Genomic DNA, 23,300 nt, shown 5'->3' with positions numbered 1-23,300 from the left:
ATTATAGCGCCCTTGTTAAGCAAATATTGTTAACTTTTGGTTGTTTTTCAACCGTGATTACTGTTAGTTATAAAAGCGTTGCTTCTGTTCTGCCATGGTCACCAACAATGCCGCCGGGCTAAAACGAGAACCAAAACGACTTTCTAAATTGCGTAATTGCGCCACCAGATTGTCAGCACCCAACTGATCAATATATCGGAAAGGCCCGCCCAGAAACGGTGGGAAACCAATGCCGAAAATAGCCCCGATATCACCATCGCGAGGTGAAGCAATAATCCCCTCTTCTAAGGTACGCACAGCTTCATTTAACATTTGCACGATGCAGCGACTGCTAATTTCGTCAGTATTAAGCTTCGGAGCTGGCGTTAGTGCTAAAACACCATAAACAGATTCGTCGACCTGCTTTTTGCCTTTTGCCGCATTTTTGCCATACAGATAAAAACCTTTTTCAGTTTTTTTACCTTTTCGGCCATCTGCCAGTAATTTGTCAAAAGCCGCCGGCGCCACAAAACGCTCTCCCAGCTCGTGCGCCAGAATAGGTGATATTTTGGCACCTACATCAATGCCTACCTCGTCAAGCAGGGTTATCGGGCCAACAGGGAAGCCAAATTTAACCAGCGCTTTGTCTATCTTTTCAACCGGCTCGCCTTCAAGCAAAATGTTAGCTGCTTCGTTCATATAAAGCGCTAAAATGCGGTTTACATAAAAGCCTGCGCCATCTTTAACTACAATGGGCGTTTTACCCTGCTTACGCGCAAAAGCAACCGTAGTAGCGATAGTTTGCGCAGATGTGGTGTCGTGCGCAATAACTTCCACCAATGGCATTTTGTCTACCGGTGAAAAGTAATGCAGCCCAATAACATTCTCAGGACGAGTTGCTTTGGCCGCAATTTGGTTAATTGGTAATGAACTGGTATTACTGGCAAAAATTGTGCTGTCATGACAATGTTGCTCAATGTCAGATACCATTTTCTGTTTTAAAGCTAAATCCTCAAACACTGCCTCAACCACAATATCTGCATCATGAAAACCACTGTAATCTGTGGTGCCGGTGATGCGTAGTAGCTGTTTTTGCATCTCAGCTTTGCTGATGAAACGGCGTTTAAACTTTTTCTGCAACAGCGAATAGCTGTATTTCAGTGCGTTACTAATACCTTCTTCGCTAATATCTTTTATCCGCACCGGCACACCGGCTTTGGTCGCCGTAACATTAGCAATACCACCGCCCATTAAGCCGCCGCCTAATACTGCAGCTTTAGTCACCTTTTGCGGTTTAGTATCACCGGCACCCGTTTCTTTTTTCATCTGAGTTGTGGCAAAAAACAGGCTTCGTAACGCCGCTGATTCTTTAGTCATGCAAAGCTCACCAAAGGCTTTGGCTTCTGCTGCCAAACCCGCTTGCATACCGCTATCAACACCGGTTTTTATTACATCCAGAATTTTAATAGGCGCGGGATAATTGCCCTGTGTTTTCTTTAATGTTTGTTTACGAGCTTGGTTAAAAAGCACATTTCGACCAAACGGGGTGCGTTCCAGTACTTTACCCACTAAATTTAATGCGGGTTGCTCGCGCACAATTTTGCCTTTTAAGGCACGTTGCACTGCCGCATCAAGCAAAATACTCTGTGGCACCACTTCATCTACCAAACCTGCTTTTTTGGCCTGACTTGCACGCAGTTGCTTGCCAGTTAAAATCATGTCTAAGGCTTTTTGTAAACCCACTAAGCGCGGCAAACGCTGCGTGCCACCGCTACCGGGTAACAAACCCAGCTGCACCTCAGGTAATCCCATTACGGTTTTGCTGTCAGAGGTTGCAACCCTCGCATGACATGCCATCGCCAGCTCTAAACCGCCGCCTAAACAAGGCCCATGAATGGCTGCTACCAGCGGGATTTTTAGCTGTTCTAGCTGATCAAACATCTGCTGGCCCATTCGGCCAATGGCTTCAGCTTCGGCTGCCGTATGGCAAGCATCCAACATGGAAATATCAGCGCCGGCAATAAAAGAATCCGCTTTCCCGCTAATAAATACCAACCCCTTAAGTTGTGTATTGGCGTTAATCTCACTGAGTAGACTACTTATTTCATCAGCAAAGGCGGCTTTTAATACATTCATCGATTCGCCAGCGATATCCATGGTAATAACACCAATTTGATCATCGCGAATTTGCAAACTAAAACTGTTCGTTGTCATTATTCTGTCTCCACAATCATAGCTGCACCTAAACCACCTGCAGCACACGCCGTGGTTAATCCAACTCCGCCACCACGACGTTTTAATTCATTTAATGTTTGTACAATCAAACGTGTACCAGTTGCTGCAAACGGGTGTCCATAGGCTAATGACCCGCCCTGCACGTTAAATTTGGTCATATCAATATCACCAATCGCATTGCTTCGGCCCAGTTTCTGTTCAGCAAACTTTTTACTGGCAAACATTTTTACGTTTGCCAGAGTTTGCGCTGCAAAAGCCTCATGCATCTCTATTAAGGTTAAATCGTTAAGTGACATTCCAGCGCGGTCAAGCGCAATAGGCGTCGCATACGATGGGCCCATTAACATATCATCGTAAACATCGATAGCAGCAAAAGCGTAGCTGCGGATATAACCCAGCGGTGTGTAGCCTAATGCTTTTGCCCGGCTTTCTGTCATCATTAGCACTGCTGATGCACCATCGGTTAATGGCGTAGCGTTTGCTGCAGTAACACTGCCGTGGGCCCGGTCAAACACCGGTTTTAACTTGGCATAAGACTCAAGTTTTGACTCTTGCCGAATATTGTTGTCGATGGCTAAAAAGCGACCATAAGGTTCAACATGCGCTGTCATCACTTCCGCTTGCATTACACCACTTTGCCAGGCCTGTGCCGCCAACGTGTGTGAGCGATGCGCCAGTGCATCTTGATCCGCCCGGCTTATACCGTGACTTTTTGCCATCTGCTCTGCCGTATCTCCCATCGACAACCCTGTGCTGTATTCAGCAACTGCCGGAGGCACCGGCAGCAGGTCTTTCAAACCCAGACGACGAAAAATGGCCAGCTTTTGACCAAAAGTACGCGCTTTGTTTAAGTCAACCAGCGCCCGGGCCAACCTTTTGCTTACACCAATGGGTAACACCGAGCTTGAATCTGCCCCACCAGCAACGCCAATTTGCGTAATACCCGCCATCATTGACTCTGCTACACTCACCACCGATTGAAAACTGGTCGCACAGGCCCGGGTAACACTGTACGCATCAGTATGAACATTCATACCCGTGCCCAGCACAATTTCACGCGCGATGTTAGGTGCTTCAGGCATTTGCACAACCTGCCCATACACCAATTGTTCAACAAGCTTGACGTCAAGCTCACTGCGGATCAGTAACTCATTGACCACCAATTTGCCTAAGTCCAGCGCAGAAACACCATGAAATTCTGTCGCTTGTTTAGCAAATGGCGTACGCAGACCAGAGACAATCGCGATACGATCTCCCTGACGAGTTGTAAGATTGATTGGCGAGCTCATAGTGTTCCTCTTGTTATCAGCATCACAGGTCTGACCTGTATGGTATCAGTCGATTGTAACGACAGTCGTTAAAAATTAAAACACTTGTTTTAATGCAAACGGAACCTTATTTAAGATATAACGTCATAGCCTAGCTTGTTTTACAGGCTTGTGGTTATAAAACAATCAATGAAACCAACTAATTAAGACTGATAACATTATGGTGAATGCATTTTCTGGTTTAAAAGCCTATCTAGATAGCCAGGTATTAGGTCAATCCGAACTTACAGAAGGCATACTTCTCGCGCTGTTGGCAAACGGTCACTTACTGGTAGAAGGGCCTCCGGGCTTGGCCAAAACCCGTGCGGTTAATGCGCTGGCACATGGCGTAGAGGGGCAATTTCACCGCATTCAATTTACCCCGGATTTGTTACCCGCCGACTTAACTGGTACCGACATTTATCGTCCGGAAACCGGCAAGTTTGAGTTTCAAAGCGGCCCGTTATTTCACCATATTATTTTGGCTGATGAAATTAACCGAGCTCCAGCCAAAGTGCAGTCAGCCTTGCTTGAAGCGATGGCAGAAAAACAAGTTACTGTAGGGCGAAACACCTATGCCCTGCCAGAATTATTTTTGGTAATGGCAACACAAAACCCCTTAGAGCAAGAGGGTACTTACCCGCTACCAGAAGCGCAACTCGACCGGTTTTTGCTGCACCTGAAAGTGGATTATCCTGACGCAGAAACAGAGCTGGCTATATTGAAGCTAACACGTGGTGAAGCACTTGCCGGCACCACGACGAGTGTATCACCTATTAGTCAAGCTGATATCTTCGCCGCCCGAAAAGCGATATTGCAGCTGCACCTGGCAGACACGCTCGAACACTATATCGTGCAGCTTGTAATGGCCACCCGAAATGCCAAGGCGTATAGCGACAAACTGGCCAGCTGGATTGGTTACGGTGCAAGCCCCCGTGCCACTATTGCGGTAGAACGCTGTGCCCGTGCTAAAGCCTGGTTAGCAGGCAGAGATTTTGTTACGCCCGATGATATTCATGCTGTGTTTCACAATGCTCTGCGTCACCGCTTAATCTTAACTTATGCTGCTGAAGCAGAGGGCATTAGCACCGATGATGTGCTAACAGAAATTCTACGTTTGGTACCTTCTGCCTGATATGAGCCAGACGTTAACCCCCCAGCAGTGGCTGGAACAAAATGGCACCAATGGCTCAGCGCTCGGGCTGGCTGAACTGCTGTGGTACCAACGTTATACTAAGGTATTGGATTTAACCCCCGGCGTTGCTATCCACAACAAGCTAGCCGGCACCTACCTGGCAAAGACAAAAGGCCGTGGCATGGAGTTTGATGAGGTGCGCCATTACCAAAACGGTGATGATGTGCGCACCATCGACTGGCGTGTCACCGCCCGCACGGGCAAGGTGCACACCAAATTGTTTCGTGAAGAAAAAGAACGGCCGGTATTTATTCTTACCGATCTTGGTTCCAATATGCGTTTTGGCTCTGGTTTATTATTTAAATCAGTACAGGCGGCGCATTTAGCAGCGGTCATAGCCTGGCATGTTAAGCATCGTGGTGACAAGTTGGGTGGTTTGGTATTTAGCCAACATCAACATATCGAGCTAAAACCACAAAGCAGAAGCCATGGTGTGTTGCGTTATTTTCATGCCTTGACGCAAGTGCATGAAGCACAGTCTGGAGATAAAGGCCTCAACCTTAACGAAGCACTTAGCCAATTAAGACGCTTGGTAAGACCTGGCAGTCTGGTACATATATTGTCTGATTTTAGCGATTTTAACGAAGACGGTTTAAGGCATATTCGGGCCATGCGTCAGCATAACGAGGTTAACTGTTGCACCCTAACGGACCCGCTTGAATTAATGCTGCCAGCAAATAGCCATGGCATTGCCGCCATCAGTGATGGCCAGCGTAAAGGCTTTATTGAGCTTGGCAATACAGCGTTAAAGCAGCGCTATGCGCAGCAGCAACTGCAAATGCAACAACAGTTAAAGCAGCACCTTAGCCAACTTGGATGTAAGTGGTTAGCCGTGAATGCTGCTGAACCGGTTTTAAGCCAACTAGAGAGAACCTGGCATGGCTGAAACACATTCTCCTTTGTCACAATTAGCCGATATTAGCGAGCCACCGCTAGCGTTAGGCTTTGCGTTTACGCCAATATGGTGGTTGCTAAGTCTGGTACTAATAACAGGCTTATTTTACGTCGCGCTTCGATTTTACCAACGCTGGCGTTTTTACGCCGCTAAACGACAAGCATTGCAGCTTTTAGAACAAGCCAGCGTTGAAAAAAATGCCGCATCAATGTTCAATCAGCTAATTAAACGCGTATTAGTGCATTATCAACCTGCGCATCCGGCACTTAGCTTGAACAGCAAACAATGGCAGCAATGGTTGGCGGCACAGCAAGACATGCCACTACCCGACTTAACGCGTTTATTGTATCAAGCTGGCACCGACAGGGCTGGCACTGAGCAGTTTTATCAGTTTGCCAAAGTTTGGCTAACACACTACAACGCTAACGCCCCACTAGTAACACCACAAAAGGAGACCAGTAATGCTTGAATTTGGTTATCCCTGGTTGGCATTTCTGGTGTTTTTACCGCTATTGCTGCGGCTAAAACGGCGCGCAACGTCGGAAGCCACTTTAACCTTACCCGCACTGGCTAAACTAGCAACAACCTCGCCACAAACTGAGTATCGCGGCTTTACTCTACGCTCAATTCTGGCACTCTCCGTCTGGTTAATGCTGGTTTTGTCCGCCACGCAGCCTCGCTGGTTGGGTGAACCTATAACGTTACCGCAACAAGGCCGGGACCTAATGCTGGCGCTGGATTTATCCGGTTCAATGGAAATAGCCGATATGCGCTATCAAGGTCAGCGCCTGGAACGACTAGATGCCGTAAAAATTGTGATTAGCGATTTTATCAAGCGCCGTCAGGGTGATCGCATCGGTTTGATTTTATTTGCCGATGCCGCTTATCAACAAACACCCCTAACGTTTGATTTAGTTACGGTTCAGAAAATGCTCGATGAAAGCGTGCTACGTTTGGTTGGAAGTCGCACTGCAATCGGCGAAGCCGTTGGTTTGGCCGTTAAAAGGCTAAACACCTACGATAGCTCGAACAAAGTACTCATCCTATTAAGTGACGGTGCCAACACGGCTGGCAACATTCAACCACTGGAAGCACTCCAGTTGGCCAAAGCTGCAGGGGTTAAAATTCATACTGTCGGCGTTGGTGCAGAACAAATGACCAATTCGCAGGATTTGGATGAGCGTTTGTTAACACATCTGGCTGAAGAAACTGGCGGTCGCTATTTTAGGGCGCGCGACCTTAACGAACTTAATGCAATTTATAAGTTAATTGACCAATTAGAACCTATAGAGCGCGATAGCGTAACGTACCGACCACAAACAAGCTTGCTACATTGGCCGTTGGCTTTGGCATTATTGTTGTCGTTCTTGCTCGCGTTACGCAGCATTGATTGGCGCGGAGCCTTTAAACATGCTGAGTGATTTTCATTTTCTACGCCCCCTGTGGCTATGCGCAGTAATACCGGCCTTGGCATTTGCTTTTATGCTGTATTTTTACCGTCGCGAACAAAGCCCATGGCATCATTTAATTGCACCTCATTTACACAATGCTTTGCTGGGTGGACAGCGACTGCTGAGAAAACAGCCGCTCGCGTTACCGTTAGTTCTGATCTGCTGGTTGGTAACAGCGCTTGCACTTGCGGGTCCCAGCTGGCAAAAATTGCCGCAACCTGCGTTTGCATTAAAAAAAGCCACTGTATTGGTGTTAGATATGTCGATGTCAATGCGCGCCACAGACATGGCACCGGACAGATTAACGCAAATGCAGTTTGCTGCATTAGATTTCGTCGCCCAGGCCAGCGAAGGTGAAATTGCACTACTCACCTTTGCCGGTGACACCTTTATTATTACTCCGCTTACGGCAGATCCAAATAACATTCGCTTACTTATTTCAGATTTAGCACCTGAGATTATGCCGGTTCAGGGTTCAAATATGCTGGCGGCGTTGCAACAAGCTGATCAATTGCTAAAGCAAGCGGGTTATCCAAAGGGTGACGTGATTGTTATGACCGATGGTTTTGACGATAACAGTTACAGGGACATTCAAGACGTCATTAATAACTGGCCACACAGACTGTCAATTGTCGGATTTGGTACTGTGGAAGGCGCCCCGGTAAAATTGAAAAACAGCACGCTGCTAAAAAGTGCTACTGGTGCAGTTGTGATCCCTAAACTGCCACAAGCACAGCTGGCCGTGCTGGCCAAAAGTAGTGGTGGTATCTATGTGCAGGCAACTACTAACGACGATAGCGCAGAACAATTGCTGCAACTACCGCCTCTAATCGCACTTGATGAGGCAGACAAGCAACGTCAAATTCAGGGCGACCAATGGCATGATAACGCCATTTATTTAGTCTGGTTGTTGCTACCCTTAGTACTGCTTAACCAAAAATACAGCAGTTTATTGACCATTAGTGTATTGATGTTGCTGCCGCACCCTGCCAATGCAGTAGAGTGGCGAGATCTTTGGCAAACAAAAGATCAACAAGCGCAACAAGATTACCGTGAAGGCGACTTTAGCGCTGCCGCAGAAAAATTTACAGACCCCTTATGGCAAGGTAACGCCGCGTATCGCAAAGGAGATTATGTTTCAGCAGAGCGCGATTTTAAGCGCGCATTAGAGCTTAATCCGTCAGTAGATGCACTGCACAATTTGGGTAATAGTCTGGCGCAGCAACAACGTTACAAAGAAGCTTTAGACGCTTACCAACAGGCGCAACAACTCGACAATACGTTTGCTCCGGCAAAGCAAAATGCCGAACTGATGCAGCAATTACTGCAACAGCAGCAAGAACAGCAGCAACAAAACAAACAACAGGGTGAAAACCAGCAATCTGAAGGCGACGAACAACAATCCGACAGCGAGTCTCAAAGTGAAAAAGATGCCGGTAGCGAAAATGAGGCCAATAATTCATCAGAGCAGCAACCATCTGAACAAGATCAAACATCCGCTGAAACAGCTGAATCTAAGCAGAATACAGAACAGCAAACTGCTGAAGAACAAGCAGCAAATGAATCGGATAAAAACATAGATGAAACCGCGCCGGATGAACATTTAAAAGCCGTCCATGAAGCGTGGCCCAATGCATCTGTTGAAGAACAACAACAATTGGATAGTTTACTGCGCAAAGTACAAGATGACCCTGCCCTGTTACTGCGCAGTAAAATGTATCAGGAGTATTTGAAGCGGCAACAACAGCGTTTGCCCAAAGGAGTTGATGAGCAATGGTAAAACGTGCACTACTGACAATAATCCTGTTGTTGAGTTTGCCCTTACAAGCGCTGACGACACTTAGCGCCAGTGTAGATAAAAACCCTGTTTTACAGAACGAAGCTCTGACACTCCAGATTATTGCTGACGATGCTGTTGCCGCTGATGCCCTTAGTTTTAGAGCACTGGAGCGAGATTTTACGGTAATGCTGCCATCAGTTAGCAGTAACAAAATGGATATAAATGGTCAAAAAAGCCAAAGTACAATCTGGCGCGTGGTATTACAACCCAAAACCAGTGGCGACATCACAATACCGGCCTTTACCCTTCGGGGTGCAAGCTCCGAGCCTATCAATTTAACCGTGCTCGATGCCGCAGCCAGCACACCATCGAACACGACACCTGAATTATTTTTAGAAGCAAGCATTTCTAATGACAAGCTTTATATTCAACAGCTTAGCTACTATCAAGTAAGAATTTATTACAATGGCGATTTGCAACGAGGCTCGCTATCAGCACCAAAGTTAGACGGCGCTTCCATTGCAGAGCTTGGCCAGGATGTTGACGGTAGCGAGTTAGTAAATGGTATTCGCTATCGTACTTTCACCCGGCGTTATGCAATTAAACCTCAGCACAGTGGTAATTTTACTATAGAGCCCCCCACCTTTGTTGGCGACTTGATTGACAGAGACAATGCCCGATATAACTACTATGCGCGCGCTAAAAGAGTTAGCCAGCAGGCTCAACCGATTGATGTAACAATAAGTCCATTGCCCGATAACTTCCCTGGCGACTGGTTAATTGCTGGTTTGGTAACGTTGACGGAAGAATGGGTGCCAGATCTTGATGAACTAAAACAAGGTGAACCGGTAACCCGCATTATCACGATCTCTGCCGTCGATGTAGCCGAAAACCAGTTACCAGAACTTCAGCAAGGCTTTCCAGACGGTATTAAGCTGTATCAAGAACAACCGCAGGCAAAAAGCGCAGAGCGCAATGGCCGTATTGTAGCTCAGAAGGTATTTACTACTGCTGTTATTGCCAACAAAGCGGGTGAACTAGAACTGCCAGAGATTAAATTGCCATGGTGGAACAGTCAGACCGATGAGCTCAATTTCGCTACCCTGCCAGCACGTAAGCTAAAAGTGATTGGCACGCCAGCTAGTCCCGCTAGTGCTGTTGTTCCATCACAACCAGCATTAGCACCAGGCGAAAATTCAAGTCCATCTTTAAATCCCTCTTTGATAACGCCAACTGCTTCTGTATCACCATGGCAGTGGAACTACCTTAGCAGCGTACTCTTTTCACTTTGGTTAGTGAGTCTGTTTGTGCTGTACATACAGCGCCAGCTTCAACCTCCCAAAGTGACCAAATCACAACTACAGAACCGTGTTGCATTTAATAGCTCAGATCTTAAACGTGCTTGTCAGCAAGGCAATCCGCAGTTGGCTAAAACAGCACTACTTCGCTTTGGTCATCAACAACTTGATACCCGATGCCAGTCTCTTTCAGAATTAAGTAAAGTTATTAACTCTGCAACACTGACGCCCCATTTTGCCCAGTTAAACAAAGTACTTTACAGTGGTGACAAATCTGAATGGCAAGGTGAAGCCCTATGGCAAGCCTGGCAGGACTACATTGCAAACGCCGGTTCACCGAGTGAAACGAACACTCTGTCAACGTTATACCCGCAGTGAGTATACCGCCGAGAGTTGATACTTTTGATGCCCATATACTTTGCCTGCCGACCGCTTAACGCTGGTAAGCAGGCAGACATCTTGTTAGCATGAAGCTTCACTGAAAGCCTGATCCCGTATCGGGTATTTTTTTAACTGAGTTTTGGTTAGCCCGTGTTAACCAAAGCTTAGCAGCTGTCAAAAGGAGAATCTGTTTTGGAAACAGGCACAATTATCTCATTAGCATTGTACTTTATTGTGATGCTGGCTATTGGTTTGTATGGTTATAAAACCTCAACTAGCGATGTATCAGGCTATATGCTAGGCGGCCGAAAAATGGGGCCTGCCGTAACCGCGCTTTCCGCCGGTGCGTCAGATATGAGTGGTTGGATGTTGATGGGTGTACCGGGTGCAATGTATTTATCTGGTGTAAGTAGCGGCTGGATTGCCGTAGGCTTGTTAGCGGGGGCTTTGATAAATTATTTGATTGTTGCGCCAAGATTACGTGTGTATACCGAAGTCGCCAACGACTCTATTACTATTCCTGATTACTTTGAAAACCGTTTTGCAGACAACACTCGCATTCTACGAATCGTATCATCTGTTGTTATTGTGCTGTTTTTTACCCTATATACGTCCTCAGGCGTTGTTGCAGGCGGCAAACTATTTGAGAGCTCTTTTGGCCTAAGCTATGAATTAGGGCTTTATGTTACGGCAGGTGTCGTTGTCGCTTATACCTTGTTTGGCGGTTTTATGGCGGTAAGTATTACCGACTTTGTCCAAGGTTGCATTATGTTTGTTTCACTTATACTGGTACCGGTGGTAGCACTGGATCATTTAGGTGGTTTTAGCGCAGTGATGACTCAGGTTCAGGACATTAATCCTACATTTCTCGATCCCTTTGTCGACGCAAGTACTGGCAAAGCATTGTCTGTATTAGGCATTATTTCGTTACTGTCCTGGGGCTTTGGTTATTTTGGCCAACCACACATCATTGTGAGGTTTATGGCAATTCGTTCTGTTAAAGATATTAAAGCCGCACGCCGAATCGGTATGAGCTGGATGCTGGTTACATTGCTAGGTGCGGTAATGACTGGCCTGGTGGGCATTGCCTATGTAGCAAACACCAAGATGACATTAGATGATCCTGAAACCATTTTTATTATTTTTTCCCAGTTTCTATTTCACCCGCTTATTTCGGGCTTTTTGTTAGCGGCCATTTTGGCCGCAATTATGAGCACTATTTCGTCTCAGCTATTGGTAACGTCCAGTTCACTGACTGAAGATTTTTACAAAACCTTTGTTAAACGTGATGCCTCACAGCAACAATTGGTGTTAGTTGGCCGAGTATCCGTATTAATTGTAGCTTTGATTGCCATTTATCTGGCCTATGACAGAGACAGTTCTATTTTAACACTGGTGAGCAATGCGTGGGCCGGTTTTGGTGCGGCATTTGGCCCACTTGTTGTGTTTAGCTTATATTGGAAACGTATGACGTTTAGCGGCGCGTTAGCTGGTATTATTAGTGGCGCAGCAACGGTACTGTTCTGGATTTATGCACCAATATTAGAAAACAACGCAACGCTTAGTAGTTTGGTATATGAAATTCTACCTGGTGTGCTTGTAAGTAGCTTCTGTATCGTTGCGGTAAGTAAACTGACAAAAGCACCGTCAGAAAATGTGACCAGCCTGTTTGAACAAATGAAAACAGAACTACAACGTACATAATTTAACCATATCAGCAAAGATTTAGCGGGGCTGACAAAAATTATATGCCCCGCTTTCATTTTTTTGCTAAATTATCACTTTAGTGTTCATGTCGAGATAGAACATCTATGTATTTTTATGCCGCACGACAACCAATACTTGACCGCAACAAAGAACTGTATGCCTATGAGCTGCTGTTTCGTGATGGGCTGGAAAATGCTTTTCCAGACATTGATGGTGATGAAGCAACATCACGTATTGTTGAAGGTAGCCAATTAAGTTACGGCCTGGACGATTTTCTTGGTGATAAACCTGGTTTTATTAATTTCACTTTAGATACATTAATTAAAAAATACCCGAGCATGTTACCTAAAGATCAGATAGTTGTGGAAATACTGGAAACAGTGCAGCCAGGAAAAAGGCTATTAGCTGAATGTCAGGATCTGAAGGAACAAGGTTACGTAATCGCTCTGGATGATTATATTCATCAGCCCGTTTGGCGTCATTTTTACCCGCACATTGATATCATAAAAATCGACTTTCGCTCTACGTCAACAGACACCATCAGTGAAATTAAACAAGCAATCGAAAACTTTCCTCATATAAAGTTACTAGCAGAAAAAGTAGAAACAAACGAAGAATTCCAGTTGGCAATGGATATGGGGTTTAGCTACTTTCAAGGCTATTTCTTTTCCAAGCCAGAGATGATGCAAAGTAAAGCCTTATCCCCGGCTCAAATGACATTAGCAGAATTACTTTACGAAACCTCTAAAGCAGAAATGGATCTTAACAAAATCACAGACGTATTTCAGCGTGATGTGCATTTATCTTACAAACTGCTTCGCTACAGCAACTCAGCAATATTTAAGCGCCGCGCAGAAATCGAAACCATTAAACAAGCCTTGGTGGTTTTGGGGCAAGCTGAACTGAAAAAGTTTTTGTCATTACTGTTTACGGCGCAAATCAGTAGCGATAAACCTGCAGAACTTATGCGGCTTTCAATGACACGGGCACGGTTTGCCGAAGGTCTGGCCCAACTCCACGGAAAAGTTGACACTGCCAAGGCGTTTCTTACCGGACTAATGTCTTTAATGGATGCTATTTTGGATGAACCCATTGAAAGTGTAATGAGTAAATTGCCGTTAGCCAAAGAGATTAAAGACGCGCTGGTAGAGAACCAAGGTTTATTAGCTGACTATATTTCGCTGATTAAACACTATGAATCGGCACATTGGAAAGAAGCCAATCAGGCCATTGTTGCCTTGCAATTACCCAACGAAAAAGTACCAGACGCATACCATACAGCGGTACAATGGGCCAATGAGCAAATGAAAGCCCTCGGCGATTAATTGCCAGGGCTTTATACAAAAATTAGCCTAATTAAAGCTTAAATACGGACTTATTTTTGCGGCGAGCTTGTCACCAATGCCTTTTACTTCAGTAAGTTGCGCCTGATTCTTTATACTGCCATTACTGGCAATGTAATCGATAACGGCTTGCGCTTTCTTTTTTCCAAGACCAGGAATAGCTTCCAGTTGCTCTAACGTCGCTTTATTGACCTGAACTTTCTGTACATTATGAGACGAAGCGCTTGATTTGGTTATTTGCGCCGGGGCTTCTGTTTGTGCTGCGCATACATTCACAGTGAAAACTAACGCCGTCATCACTAATGCGAACTGTAATCTCTTCATGATATTTTCCTTTTTATTGCTCTCTTTCCCTGATGACCACTAAAACCACACTTGCCTTTTGCGGGTTGGCTTGTTACCACACAGGCAAACTAAACAACAAGTATTGGAGAGAATTCACTGCCAACTAATTTAAATTAGTCAATATTTTTACATTTGCAATATATTTGCAACTTTATTTATTGCCTTTATTTTTGTGTTCAGCGCTAATTAAGTAAAAGCCGCCTATTCTTCTCCAATGTAAAGAACATGCAGACAATGAGAAGGTCGCTACAAGGTGCTGATATACAACAGCTAAGATAATTGCTGCTGATTGAATAGTTCGGTAAAGTAACACTACTTCAGATGGAGAGAACAATGTTTCGAACCCTATTTATTCTGCTCACACTGACATTAATACTGACTACAGTACCTCAAATATCTGTAGCAGCCGAGAAGGCCCAGGTGAACCGAGAGCAAGCGGTTGCGCTAGCTCAACAGTACTTTCCGGGTAAAGTTGTTAAGGTGCGGGCAGAGCAGAAAAGTTACAGAATTAGAGTGTTACAGGCCGATGGTCGCGTAGTTACCGTATTGGTGGACGGTCAATCAGGCCGGGTTAAAAAGGATGGGAATTAATGCGTCTACTTGTAGTGGAAGATGAAAGCCTGCTAGCGCAGCAGATTAAAGAACAGTTACAGCAGCAACAATTTAGTGTTGACGTGGCCGCAGACGGTGAAGAAGGTTGGTTTAAATTATCCGAGTATCCTTATGATTTAGCCATTATTGATATTGGTTTGCCTAAGATGGATGGTTTGGAACTCATTCGTAAAGTCCGACAAAAATCGTTAAAAACGCCTATTATCGTGTTAACAGCACGCGGTAGCTGGCAAGAAAAAGTTGAAGGGCTTGATGCTGGAGCAGATGATTATCTTACCAAGCCATTCCATACTGAAGAGTTATTGGCTCGTTGCAACGCTCTGATCAGAAGGGCTGCCGGACAGCCGGAACCGACATTATCGGCAGGTCCGATAGCGTTAAATAGCCGTACGCAACAAGTTTGGCTAGCTGAAAATGAGGTCAGCCTTACGGCATACGAGTATAAAGTACTGGAGTACTTTATGCTTAATCCAAACAAAGTGATCTCTAAAACAGAGTTAACAGAGCATATCTATGATCAAGATTTTGATTTAGACAGTAATGTGATCGAAGTGTTTGTATTACGCTTACGTAAAAAGTTAGATCCTGAGGGTGAACATAAGCCTATTGAGACACTTCGCGGAAGAGGCTACCGCTTTACCATGAACGTAGCTTGATATGTCACTTTCGCTAAAACTGCGGCAGCTTCTGGTAAGTGTATTTTTGCTACTTTTCTTGCTGCCTAGTTCTTTTATTGCCATAGACCGAGCATTTTACACACAACTACTGACCAGTACTGAGCAGAAACTTGAAGTACACTTATACGCAATATTATCTGAGCTTGGCGTATCAGAGGACAAAGTTGAACTGCAAAACAACGCATTAGCACCAGACTTTTATCGACCAGACTCAGGACTAAGTGCCTACATTACTCATGAGCAAAGCACTGTGTGGCAATCGGACTCTTCGCTCAATCAAGAGTTTTCCCCTCCTATTGAAGCGCTGCCGCCGGGAGAGCATTTATTTCAATCAGTACAGCAACACGGCGATACATTCTGGGTGCTATCCATCTCACTGCTGTTTGATGCAGAAGACTACACCAGACCGCTGACAGTCCATGTTGTACAAACCAATAAACGCCTTATCGCCCCTCAATTGACATTCAGAACAACATTAATTCAGTGGTTTTTCGGTATTGGGTTTGTGTTACTGCTGTTGATGGTATTGGCTTACTATTGGACAACAAAACCCCTATCTCAGCTTGACCATGAGATCCGCAAGGTGGAAACCGGGGGGCAGGAAAAACTTATTGGCAAATATCCGGCTGAATTGTCCATGATAAAAGAAGATCTTAATTTACTTCTTGCGAACCAAAATAGGCAAAAACAACGATATAGGCATCATTTAAGTGATCTTGCTCACGCGTTAAAAACGCCGGTAGCGGTATTGCAAACCTCAGTACTGAGTCAGCAACCTGAGTTAAAAGAACAACTCGACCGTATAACCTCAATGATAGAACATCAATTAAAACGAGCGGCCAGTTCAGGGCAAGACGTTTGGAAAAAACAGATTGCGATTAAGCCGTTGCTTGACAAACTGGTTTCAGCTTTAACAAAAATTTATCGGGATAAGAATATTCAGATTGAGCTTAACTGCCCCGAGAACAGTGTATTTCGCGGTGATGAGACAGACTTAATGGAAATACTGGGCAATTTATTGGATAACGCCTGTAAAGCCTGTCGTCATCAAGTCTCTGTTACTATTAACCAGCTGCCAGACTTAGTATTGTGTATTGAAGATGATGGACCTGGTGTACCTGTAGATAAGCGACAACAACTCTTTGTTCGGGGTACCCGGCTAGATACTTATCACGAGGGCCATGGCGTAGGTTTAGCAATAGTGGCTGAACTGGTATCGTCTTATTCCGGCAATATTGCACTTGATGACAGTGAATTAGGTGGGGCACGATTTAGTCTCCGCTTTAGCTAAATCCAATAAAGTGCGCTGATCGAAACATCGGAACCCAGCGTAAAGTCTACGTAGCATTAACCCCTAGCAGTAAACCTAAGTGGAATGAGATACATGGAACTGAATAACCCAGCAATTATACAAATTAAAAACCTGCGTTTACGCACCTATATTGGTATTAAAGACGACGAAATTAACAATAAACAGGATGTTGTCATTAACGCCAAAATACATTATAGCGCTGCAGACGCTGCTAATAGTGACAACATGGAAAACGCATTGAACTACCGCACTATCACAAAAAAAATCATCGCTTTAGTAGAACAGCAACGTTTTTCTTTATTAGAAAAGTTAACCGCTGATGTACTCGCTATTGCCTCTGAACATGCATCGGTACGCTATGCTGAAGTAGAAATTGATAAACCCCATGCCTTACGATTTGCTGATTCCGTATCGTTAACACTGTCAGTTAATAAATAACTTCTATACTTAACCCACGTTAGTGGTAAACCGCACTGAGCACTATGCACATATTACTTACCGGTGGTACAGGCCTTATTGGCAGCGCTCTGGTAGCGCAATGGCAACAGCAGCACAAACTTACGGTGTTATCCCGATCAGCTGAAAAGGCTCAACGCCGTTTGGGGACTAATGTTAAAGTTATTTCGACGCTGACTGATGTCGATTTCAACACTGTTGATGTGGTGGTAAATCTAGCGGGCGAACCTATCGTGGGTAAACGTTGGACTGCTGCGCAAAAATTGGTGTTATGCAATAGTCGCTGGCATTGTACTGAACAAATTGTGTTAGCAATTAAAGCTGCCTCCAAGCCTCCCAAACTGCTTATCAGCGGCTCAGCCATTGGGGTATATGGTGCACAACAGTCCCAATGTATTTCCGAAGACTACAGCCACTATCATAATGATTTTGCGCATCAACTCTGCCAGCGTTGGGAAACGCTTGCTTTGGAAGCCGAAAGCCCATCAACTCGTGTATGTATTCTTCGCACAGGTATAGTGCTGGCTAAAGCAGGAGGTGCACTGAGCAAAATGTTACCGGCATTTAAATTGGGTTTAGGCGGTCGTATCGGTAGTGGTGAGCAATATATGTCGTGGATCCATATGCGGGATATGTTGCGATTAATCGATTTTTTATTACTCCATCCAACTTTACAAGGCACATTTAATGCCACCGCCCCTACTCCGGTAACTAACAGCGCATTTAGTCAGTCGCTAGCAGAGGTATTACACCGCCCAACATTGTTACCCATGCCAGCCATTATATTAAAATTCGCCATGGGAGAAATGGCCGATTTATTGTTAACGGGCCAACGGGTAATACCAGCAAACCTGAGCAAAGCTGGTTTTGAGTTTACATTCCCAACCTTAACACCGGCATTGCAAGAGCTGCTTAAATAAGCAGCTCTTGCGCAGTAAATTAACCTTGCAGCACGCGACGCATTAACTGAGCTCCGGGGATCCGCAGTAAGCGTTTTAGTTGCCACCACCCCAATGTTGTTACCAATATGACACCTAGCAAAGGCCCGAGCCACCACAAGGTATAATGCAATGTAAAGGGCAAGTTAAACACACGCTGTTGTACAATAAGTAGCATAGCTTCTGCTAACACCGTAGCAAAAACACCCGCCATTGCGCCTAACATAGCAAACTCTAATACAAGCGCATTTCGTAAAAATGCGTAGCGTGCACCTAATGTTCGCAGAATAGCCAGCTCTTGTTCACGTTGCTCTAAGGTTGCCTGTACCTGCGCGACCAACACCAGACCCGCTGCGAAGCAAATAATCACCAAGATAAAACTTAACGCGATAGTAACCTGATCGATAATGCCATTTACCTGCTTAATAATGTTGTCCACACTGATAACGGTAACGGTAGGCATTAACCTTGCTAATTGATTCAGCAATTGCTCTCTACCCGCTTCAAGGTAAAAAGCCGTAATATAGGTTGCAGGAAACTCTGCAAGTAAATCAGGGCTTAATATCATATAGAAGTTAGGCTGCAGGCTATTCCAATCTACTTTACGTATGCTACTTACTGACGCGCTCAGTTGCTGACCGCCAATAGAAAAAGCCAGGTTATCACCAAGCGATATATCTAGTCGCTGTGCTAACTCAGACTCAATTGATACCTGTGCTTGCGCATCGGCACTAAACCAACTACCTGACGTTACTTGATTATTTTCAGGGAGTGCCGCCAACCACGTTAAGTTTAATTCCCGGCCAATACCAACGCGTTGTTCACTTCGGTCTTCTTTTGAACTTTCCTGCTGTAACTTTTCATCATTAATCGACAACAGACGACCACGCACCACAGGATAATACTTATCCAATGTTATCTGATGGGTTTGAGCAAAATCATTTAGGATGCTACGTTGCTGCTCAGTAATGTTAACAAGGAAATGATTGGGTGCGCCTTGCGGGATCTGTCTCTGCCACTGGCCAATGAGCTCTGCACGAAGAAAATATAACAACAAAGCTAAAAATATCGCTAGGCTAAAGGTAATAAGTTGGAAACTATTGGCCCACAGCCTTCGGCGCAAATTTGCCAACGCCAGTTTACCAGCACTGCTTTGTCCGGCAGATGCAGGCTTAGTCAGCTTTACCAACGTTGCCGCAGTAACCATTAGTAACGCCGCAAAAACAGCACACAATAAAAACAGCCCAATACTTAATACCAGCTCACCACTAAACAACCACATCAACCCCCATATCGCCAGAGCGCCGGTGATTAATTGCAACTTATCCAGCACGAATTGCGTTTCGGGTTGTTTAAGCACTTCAATTGCAGCAGTATTTGCCAACCGCCACATTGGTCTGGCGGCGAATAACGTTGCACAAACCAGACCGGTTAAACAGCCTAGCCACAACGGTCGCCAACTAAATTCAGCTCTATAATCAGTTAAATACTGCTGAATACCTAACTGTGCCCCGCTAACAGCCAATTGGCCTGCAATAACCCCGCATAGCAAGCTGAACAGCACTACCAACAATAAGTGACTACCATAAATCAGACGGATTTGTGCTGTTGTCGCCCCCAATGCCTTAATGACGGCAACTGCTTTAGTATGACGTTGCGCGTAACGACTTGCTGCTACGGCGGCAGCGCATGCAGCCAGAACAATACCGAGTAAGCCAGCAAGCAACAAGAAGCGCTCTGCGCGTTCCAACGCGCTGCCAATAGCCGACTCTCGATCCATTTTTTGCCAGCGTTGATGTACTGACAATTGCGGTTCGACCTGCGCTTCAAACTGGGCTAAATCAGCATTCTCTCCAGCAAATAAATAGCGATACGCAATTCGGCTACCCGGCTGAACAATTTGTGTGGCAGCGACATCATCTATATGCATCAGGACTCTGGGAGCACCACCGAACACACTAAGAGGCGCATCGGGTTCATTTACAATAACACCGCCAACAATGAAGTTAGACATACCCAGCTCCAGAGAATCACCAACGGTTAGCTTTAGCAAATCAAATAGCCGCGCTTCCAGGTACAAATAACCTGGACTAAGTTGCGCCTGCTCGCCAACGCTAATGTTATCCGACTGTTTTAACTCTAATGTGCCACGCAAGGGGTATGCATCGTCAACCGCCTTAATCGTCGCCAACTGCATCATGTCGCTGGCAAAAAGCATAGAGTCAAATTGCATCTGTCTTGCGCTTTGCACATTAAACTGCTCAGCTTGTGCGATAAGCTCCATATTAAAAGGCTGACTGGAACGCAGCACTTTATCAGCTGCAGTAAACTGTGCACTGCGCTGCATCAATGCGCTTTGCACTCCCTGGGTAATACCGCTTAAACTTACTACCGAGCCAACTGCCAAAAACAAAGCAAAGGCGATGACCCATAATTCACCACGGCGTAGCTCACGCCAAAATAAACGCCATGCAATACTAGCCCACATCAGCTATTCCTTGAGTATTGATATCTAGAAAACGTCCGGCTTGCATCTGATACTGGCGTTGGCAGCGGTCTGCTAATTCATTATTGTGAGTAACTAAAACCAGAGTCGTACCTTGCTCGGCATTCAATTTAAACAACAAGTCTTCAATTTTTTGCCCGGTTGCGGCATCGAGGTTTGCTGATGGTTCATCAGCAAATAAGACCGCTGGCTGGGTAATAAATGCCCGTGCAATAGCAACACGTTGTTGCTCGCCACCAGATAATTGTGCTGGAAAAAAATCAGCTCGCTCAGACAGTCCCACTTGCAGCAACAAATCGAGCCCTCGACTGCGGGCGTCTTTAACGCCAGCTAATTCGGCCGGCAACGTAATGTTTTCCAGTGCAGTTAAGCTGGGCAATAATAAAAAAGATTGGAACACAAAACCGACATTTGCAGCGCGGATCCCGGCACGCTCATCCTCAGACAACCTATGCAAAGGCTGCTGCCCCAGAAACACTTCCCCTTGAGTTGGCGTATCAAGTCCAGCCAACAAGCTCAGTAACGTTGACTTGCCTGAGCCCGAAGCGCCAACAATAGCAACAGACTCACCACGATTGATTGTAAGGCTGATATCGTGCAGGATAGTTAGGGAACCATCGGTAACTTTGACACTCTTAGCCACGTTAACCGCTTTAATATGAACTTCAGGTGTATTCATGATGCGTATTTTCTTCTTTATATTATTCAGTTTAATAAGTTTGACTGCTTCAGCACAAAAAATACTGATCCTCGGCGATAGCTTAAGTGCCGCCTACGGCATGAAGCAGCAGCAAGGCTGGCCTCATTTACTTCAACAACGCACACAATGGCAGTTAGTCAATGCCAGCATTAGTGGTGAAACAACAGCAGGAGGCTTAGCGCGTTTGCCCGCACTGCTTGAACAACACCAGCCAGACGCAGTAATGATTGAACTTGGCGGTAACGATGGATTACGTGGTTTTGCCATAAACTCAGTTAAATCAAATTTGAGTGAAATAATTACATTAGTTCAACAGCATAAAGCTACGCCTGTACTAATGCAAATACGCATACCACCAAACTATGGACCACGTTATGGACAACAGTTCAGTAATATTTATCCGCAACTGGCAGAAAAACATCAGATAACGTTATGGCCTTTCTTCATGGATAACATTGCGACAAATCAAGATCTGATGCTACGAGATGGAATACACCCCAACATTGATGCTCAACCGCTTATAAGCGATTTTATGTACAATTTATTGGAAAAGTTTCAAACCGAATGAAATAAGTACAAATACCGAAATTTGTTATTAGATGTATTTACAGAATTGGGTAATAAAAGAAGTGGCGTCCCCTAGGGGATTCGAACCCCTGTTACCGCCGTGAAAGGGCGGTGTCCTAGGCCTCTAGACGAAGGGGACGCACTAAAAAATCTTGGTGGAGCTAAGCGGGATCGAACCGCTGACCTCTTGCATGCCATGCAAGCGCTCTCCCAGCTGAGCTATAGCCCCACACTTTTTGAGCCGCGAACTAACTTACGTTAGCGCTGAACTCGGGGCGCATTCTAGGGTGCCACCGAAAATGTGTCAACAGTTTTTTCAGCTCGATTGTGCGTTCGGATATTTTTTAAACGCAACGCTGTTTAATTCAACAATAGCCATTGAAAATACTGTTTTTCTAATAGCTTAATTGACAAAAACAACGACAATGCCCCAACAGAGAAATGTAACAACAAAAAACGACTACCGGAACTGACAGATTGCATCGTGTTCGTGCCACTTTTTGTATACACTAACAACGACGTGTAAGCTCAAGCCTTAGTGGCTGCATATAATGAAAGGATGATCAGCGATGTACGAAAAGTACTATGGATTCAAGGACCGACCATTTCAGCTCACACCTAGCCCTAATTGGTTCTATGCGAGTAAATTACACAAACGTGCCCTAGCCTATTTACAATATGGTCTTTCGCAAGGTGAAGGATTTATTGTGATTACCGGTGATGTCGGGACCGGTAAAACGACCATAGCTAACCAATTACTTAGTCAGTTGAGCCAGGATGAAATTATCGCTAAACAAATTGTCACCTCTAAGTTAGAGCCCGATGATTTAATTCGCATGATTGCATCCTGCTTTAATCTGGTCGTTACTGAGCATAGTAAAGCCAGTTACCTGGATGCTATTTATAATTATCTTAAGCGTTTACACTCGCAACATCGGCGTGCCCTGTTGTTAGTCGATGAAGCACAAAACTTGCCACTTGCCTCAATAGAAGAGCTGAGAATGTTGTCTAACTTTCAGTTTAACGGTAAGCCTTTACTACAAAGTTTTTTACTTGGCCAGAACGAACTTAACGCCATAGTACAAGCTCCCAATATGGAGCAATTCAGACAACGCATTATTGCTTCATCCAATTTGTCAGCTTTCCAGTTGGATGATACTAAAGCCTACATTCAATATCGAATTAATCAGGCTGGTGGTGAAACTACCATGCTACAAGATGACTGCTTTGCGCTGTTACATAGACAAAGTAAAGGTGTGCCGCGTAAAATAAATACGTTAATGGACAGGGTTTTACTTTACGGCTATCTGGAAGACAAGCAGCAACTTACCTGCGAAGATATCCAACTTGTTATTGAGGAAATAAACCAAGAGATTGCTAATGTCGCACCCGAGCAATCGTTACCGTCAATCCAGCAACCTCAACAAGCCATTTCAAGCCAGACGACTTTATCTTCAACATTAAATTCTGTTATTGAGGAGAAACTTAGGTTATTACAGGAAATGGATGAGTTGCTGAAGAAACAACATAAAGCCTTACAACAACGTGAAGATAAAACGCAATAAGTATTGCGTTTTATCTAGATAAACCTTGCCACTTCGACATTTACTTAGTCG

General features: G+C 45.0%; 20 protein-coding genes and 2 tRNA genes. 15 read left to right on the top strand and 7 right to left on the bottom strand.

What is annotated here, in order from left to right; all coding sequences use genetic code 11:
* Nucleotides 1-63 precede the first annotated feature (63 nt).
* Together fadJ and fadI are read right to left on the bottom strand one after the other, a co-directional pair.
* Complete coding sequence (fadJ, locus tag ORJ00_RS02375) at nucleotides 64-2,193, bottom strand: fatty acid oxidation complex subunit alpha FadJ (protein WP_306137077.1); 2,130 nt, start codon at nucleotides 2,191-2,193, stop codon at nucleotides 64-66.
* Nucleotides 2,193-3,503 carry an acetyl-CoA C-acyltransferase FadI gene (gene fadI, locus ORJ00_RS02370; protein ID WP_305973356.1) on the bottom strand — a complete coding sequence of 437 codons (1,311 nt, stop codon included), beginning with the start codon at nucleotides 3,501-3,503 and terminating at the stop codon, nucleotides 2,193-2,195. Before fadI ends, fadJ begins: the two co-directional genes overlap by 1 nt.
* A 199-nt stretch (nucleotides 3,504-3,702) precedes the next feature.
* Here fadI and ORJ00_RS02365 point away from each other — a divergent pair, with 199 nt between their 5' ends.
* From ORJ00_RS02365 to ORJ00_RS02330, 8 genes are all read left to right on the top strand, one after another.
* Nucleotides 3,703-4,656 (top strand): AAA family ATPase, encoded by a 954-nt coding sequence (locus tag ORJ00_RS02365; RefSeq protein ID WP_027670841.1) that lies wholly within the window; start codon nucleotides 3,703-3,705, stop codon nucleotides 4,654-4,656.
* 1 nt (nucleotide 4,657) lies between these two features.
* Nucleotides 4,658-5,602, top strand: coding sequence for a DUF58 domain-containing protein (locus tag ORJ00_RS02360; RefSeq protein ID WP_027670840.1), 945 nt, complete (start codon nucleotides 4,658-4,660; stop codon nucleotides 5,600-5,602).
* Nucleotides 5,595-6,080, top strand: a complete 486-nt coding sequence (locus ORJ00_RS02355) for a DUF4381 domain-containing protein (protein WP_306125367.1) — start codon at nucleotides 5,595-5,597, stop codon at nucleotides 6,078-6,080. The genes ORJ00_RS02360 and ORJ00_RS02355 overlap by 8 nt, the downstream gene beginning before the upstream one ends.
* A complete protein-coding gene (locus tag ORJ00_RS02350) occupies nucleotides 6,073-7,032 on the top strand; it encodes a vWA domain-containing protein (RefSeq protein ID WP_305973360.1) in 960 nt (319 codons plus the stop codon). The genes ORJ00_RS02355 and ORJ00_RS02350 overlap by 8 nt, the downstream gene beginning before the upstream one ends.
* Nucleotides 7,022-8,842 carry a VWA domain-containing protein gene (locus ORJ00_RS02345; protein ID WP_306138877.1) on the top strand — a complete coding sequence of 607 codons (1,821 nt, stop codon included), beginning with the start codon at nucleotides 7,022-7,024 and terminating at the stop codon, nucleotides 8,840-8,842. The genes ORJ00_RS02350 and ORJ00_RS02345 overlap by 11 nt, the downstream gene beginning before the upstream one ends.
* On the top strand, nucleotides 8,836-10,518 hold the full coding sequence (locus tag ORJ00_RS02340; protein WP_306138876.1) for a BatD family protein: 1,683 nt from the start codon (nucleotides 8,836-8,838) through the stop codon (nucleotides 10,516-10,518). Before ORJ00_RS02345 ends, ORJ00_RS02340 begins: the two co-directional genes overlap by 7 nt.
* A gap of 195 nt (nucleotides 10,519-10,713) precedes the next feature.
* Nucleotides 10,714-12,225, top strand: a complete 1,512-nt coding sequence (gene putP, locus ORJ00_RS02335; protein WP_306138875.1) for a sodium/proline symporter PutP — start codon at nucleotides 10,714-10,716, stop codon at nucleotides 12,223-12,225.
* 107 nt (nucleotides 12,226-12,332) lie between these two features.
* Nucleotides 12,333-13,553 (top strand): EAL and HDOD domain-containing protein, encoded by a 1,221-nt coding sequence (locus ORJ00_RS02330; RefSeq protein ID WP_305973368.1) that lies wholly within the window; start codon nucleotides 12,333-12,335, stop codon nucleotides 13,551-13,553.
* 27 nt (nucleotides 13,554-13,580) lie between these two features.
* On the opposite strand, the gene ORJ00_RS02325 is transcribed toward ORJ00_RS02330, so the two are convergent.
* Nucleotides 13,581-13,895 carry a ComEA family DNA-binding protein gene (locus ORJ00_RS02325; RefSeq protein ID WP_027670834.1) on the bottom strand — a complete coding sequence of 105 codons (315 nt, stop codon included), beginning with the start codon at nucleotides 13,893-13,895 and terminating at the stop codon, nucleotides 13,581-13,583.
* Nucleotides 13,896-14,249: 354 nt separating this feature from the next.
* On the opposite strand from ORJ00_RS02325, the gene ORJ00_RS02320 reads away from it, so the two are divergent.
* The 5 genes from ORJ00_RS02320 to ORJ00_RS02300 all read left to right on the top strand — a co-directional run bounded on the left by ORJ00_RS02320 (nucleotide 14,250) and on the right by ORJ00_RS02300 (nucleotide 17,893).
* Nucleotides 14,250-14,507 carry a PepSY domain-containing protein gene (locus tag ORJ00_RS02320; RefSeq protein WP_027670833.1) on the top strand — a complete coding sequence of 86 codons (258 nt, stop codon included), beginning with the start codon at nucleotides 14,250-14,252 and terminating at the stop codon, nucleotides 14,505-14,507.
* Complete coding sequence (locus tag ORJ00_RS02315; protein WP_306138874.1) at nucleotides 14,507-15,184, top strand: response regulator transcription factor; 678 nt, start codon at nucleotides 14,507-14,509, stop codon at nucleotides 15,182-15,184. The genes ORJ00_RS02320 and ORJ00_RS02315 overlap by 1 nt, the downstream gene beginning before the upstream one ends.
* A gap of 1 nt (nucleotide 15,185) precedes the next feature.
* A complete protein-coding gene (locus ORJ00_RS02310) occupies nucleotides 15,186-16,496 on the top strand; it encodes an ATP-binding protein (RefSeq protein WP_305973370.1) in 1,311 nt (436 codons plus the stop codon).
* 93 nt (nucleotides 16,497-16,589) lie between these two features.
* On the top strand, nucleotides 16,590-16,955 hold the full coding sequence (folX, locus tag ORJ00_RS02305; protein WP_305973372.1) for a dihydroneopterin triphosphate 2'-epimerase: 366 nt from the start codon (nucleotides 16,590-16,592) through the stop codon (nucleotides 16,953-16,955).
* A 44-nt stretch (nucleotides 16,956-16,999) separates the two neighbouring features.
* The gene (locus ORJ00_RS02300) at nucleotides 17,000-17,893 is read left to right on the top strand and encodes a TIGR01777 family oxidoreductase (protein WP_027670829.1); all 894 of its coding nucleotides are present in this window, start codon (nucleotides 17,000-17,002) and stop codon (nucleotides 17,891-17,893) included.
* A 19-nt stretch (nucleotides 17,894-17,912) separates the two neighbouring features.
* Here the strand turns inward: ORJ00_RS02300 and ORJ00_RS02295 are convergent, their stop codons facing one another.
* Entirely contained in the window at nucleotides 17,913-20,399 is a 2,487-nt protein-coding gene (locus ORJ00_RS02295) for an ABC transporter permease (protein ID WP_305973374.1), read from the bottom strand.
* The gene (locus tag ORJ00_RS02290; protein WP_305973376.1) at nucleotides 20,389-21,096 is read right to left on the bottom strand and encodes an ABC transporter ATP-binding protein; all 708 of its coding nucleotides are present in this window, start codon (nucleotides 21,094-21,096) and stop codon (nucleotides 20,389-20,391) included. The genes ORJ00_RS02295 and ORJ00_RS02290 overlap by 11 nt, the downstream gene beginning before the upstream one ends.
* Between ORJ00_RS02290 and ORJ00_RS02285 the strand changes: the two genes are divergently transcribed.
* Nucleotides 21,095-21,685 (top strand): arylesterase, encoded by a 591-nt coding sequence (locus ORJ00_RS02285; RefSeq protein WP_305973378.1) that lies wholly within the window; start codon nucleotides 21,095-21,097, stop codon nucleotides 21,683-21,685. The genes ORJ00_RS02290 and ORJ00_RS02285 overlap by 2 nt on opposite strands.
* Before the next feature lie 62 nt (nucleotides 21,686-21,747).
* Here ORJ00_RS02285 and ORJ00_RS02280 read toward each other — a convergent pair.
* Nucleotides 21,748-21,823 (bottom strand) — tRNA-Glu (locus ORJ00_RS02280).
* 14 nt (nucleotides 21,824-21,837) lie between these two features.
* Nucleotides 21,838-21,913 (bottom strand) — tRNA-Ala (locus ORJ00_RS02275).
* Between the two features lie 340 nt (nucleotides 21,914-22,253).
* On the opposite strand from ORJ00_RS02275, the gene ORJ00_RS02270 reads away from it, so the two are divergent.
* On the top strand, nucleotides 22,254-23,249 hold the full coding sequence (locus ORJ00_RS02270; RefSeq protein ID WP_027670825.1) for an ExeA family protein: 996 nt from the start codon (nucleotides 22,254-22,256) through the stop codon (nucleotides 23,247-23,249).
* Nucleotides 23,250-23,300 lie beyond the last annotated feature (51 nt).

It is taken from the genome of Rheinheimera baltica, from assembly GCF_030731985.1.
In the GTDB taxonomy this organism is placed as follows: Bacteria; Pseudomonadota; Gammaproteobacteria; order Enterobacterales; family Alteromonadaceae; genus Alishewanella; species Alishewanella baltica.
This window is presented reverse-complemented; position numbering and strand designations above follow the sequence as displayed.

Bases quoted from the DNA above. Each gene is read 5' to 3' on its own strand.
- ORJ00_RS02325 (WP_027670834.1), bottom strand. From the start codon at position 13,895: ATGAAGAGATTACAGTTCGCATTAGTGATGACGGCGTTAGTTTTCACT.
- ORJ00_RS02285 (WP_305973378.1), top strand. From the start codon at position 21,095: ATGATGCGTATTTTCTTCTTTATATTATTCAGTTTAATAAGTTTGACT.
- ORJ00_RS02290 (WP_305973376.1), bottom strand. From the start codon at position 21,096: ATGAATACACCTGAAGTTCATATTAAAGCGGTTAACGTGGCTAAGAGT.
- ORJ00_RS02345 (WP_306138877.1), top strand. From the start codon at position 7,022: ATGCTGAGTGATTTTCATTTTCTACGCCCCCTGTGGCTATGCGCAGTA.
- ORJ00_RS02310 (WP_305973370.1), top strand. From the start codon at position 15,186: ATGTCACTTTCGCTAAAACTGCGGCAGCTTCTGGTAAGTGTATTTTTG.
- ORJ00_RS02300 (WP_027670829.1), top strand. From the start codon at position 17,000: ATGCACATATTACTTACCGGTGGTACAGGCCTTATTGGCAGCGCTCTG.
- ORJ00_RS02350 (WP_305973360.1), top strand. From the start codon at position 6,073: ATGCTTGAATTTGGTTATCCCTGGTTGGCATTTCTGGTGTTTTTACCG.
- fadI (WP_305973356.1), bottom strand. From the start codon at position 3,503: ATGAGCTCGCCAATCAATCTTACAACTCGTCAGGGAGATCGTATCGCG.
- ORJ00_RS02330 (WP_305973368.1), top strand. From the start codon at position 12,333: ATGTATTTTTATGCCGCACGACAACCAATACTTGACCGCAACAAAGAA.
- ORJ00_RS02270 (WP_027670825.1), top strand. From the start codon at position 22,254: ATGTACGAAAAGTACTATGGATTCAAGGACCGACCATTTCAGCTCACA.
- fadJ (WP_306137077.1), bottom strand. From the start codon at position 2,193: ATGACAACGAACAGTTTTAGTTTGCAAATTCGCGATGATCAAATTGGT.
- ORJ00_RS02320 (WP_027670833.1), top strand. From the start codon at position 14,250: ATGTTTCGAACCCTATTTATTCTGCTCACACTGACATTAATACTGACT.
- ORJ00_RS02295 (WP_305973374.1), bottom strand. From the start codon at position 20,399: ATGTGGGCTAGTATTGCATGGCGTTTATTTTGGCGTGAGCTACGCCGT.
- ORJ00_RS02340 (WP_306138876.1), top strand. From the start codon at position 8,836: ATGGTAAAACGTGCACTACTGACAATAATCCTGTTGTTGAGTTTGCCC.
- ORJ00_RS02355 (WP_306125367.1), top strand. From the start codon at position 5,595: ATGGCTGAAACACATTCTCCTTTGTCACAATTAGCCGATATTAGCGAG.
- ORJ00_RS02315 (WP_306138874.1), top strand. From the start codon at position 14,507: ATGCGTCTACTTGTAGTGGAAGATGAAAGCCTGCTAGCGCAGCAGATT.
- ORJ00_RS02360 (WP_027670840.1), top strand. From the start codon at position 4,658: ATGAGCCAGACGTTAACCCCCCAGCAGTGGCTGGAACAAAATGGCACC.
- ORJ00_RS02365 (WP_027670841.1), top strand. From the start codon at position 3,703: ATGGTGAATGCATTTTCTGGTTTAAAAGCCTATCTAGATAGCCAGGTA.
- folX (WP_305973372.1), top strand. From the start codon at position 16,590: ATGGAACTGAATAACCCAGCAATTATACAAATTAAAAACCTGCGTTTA.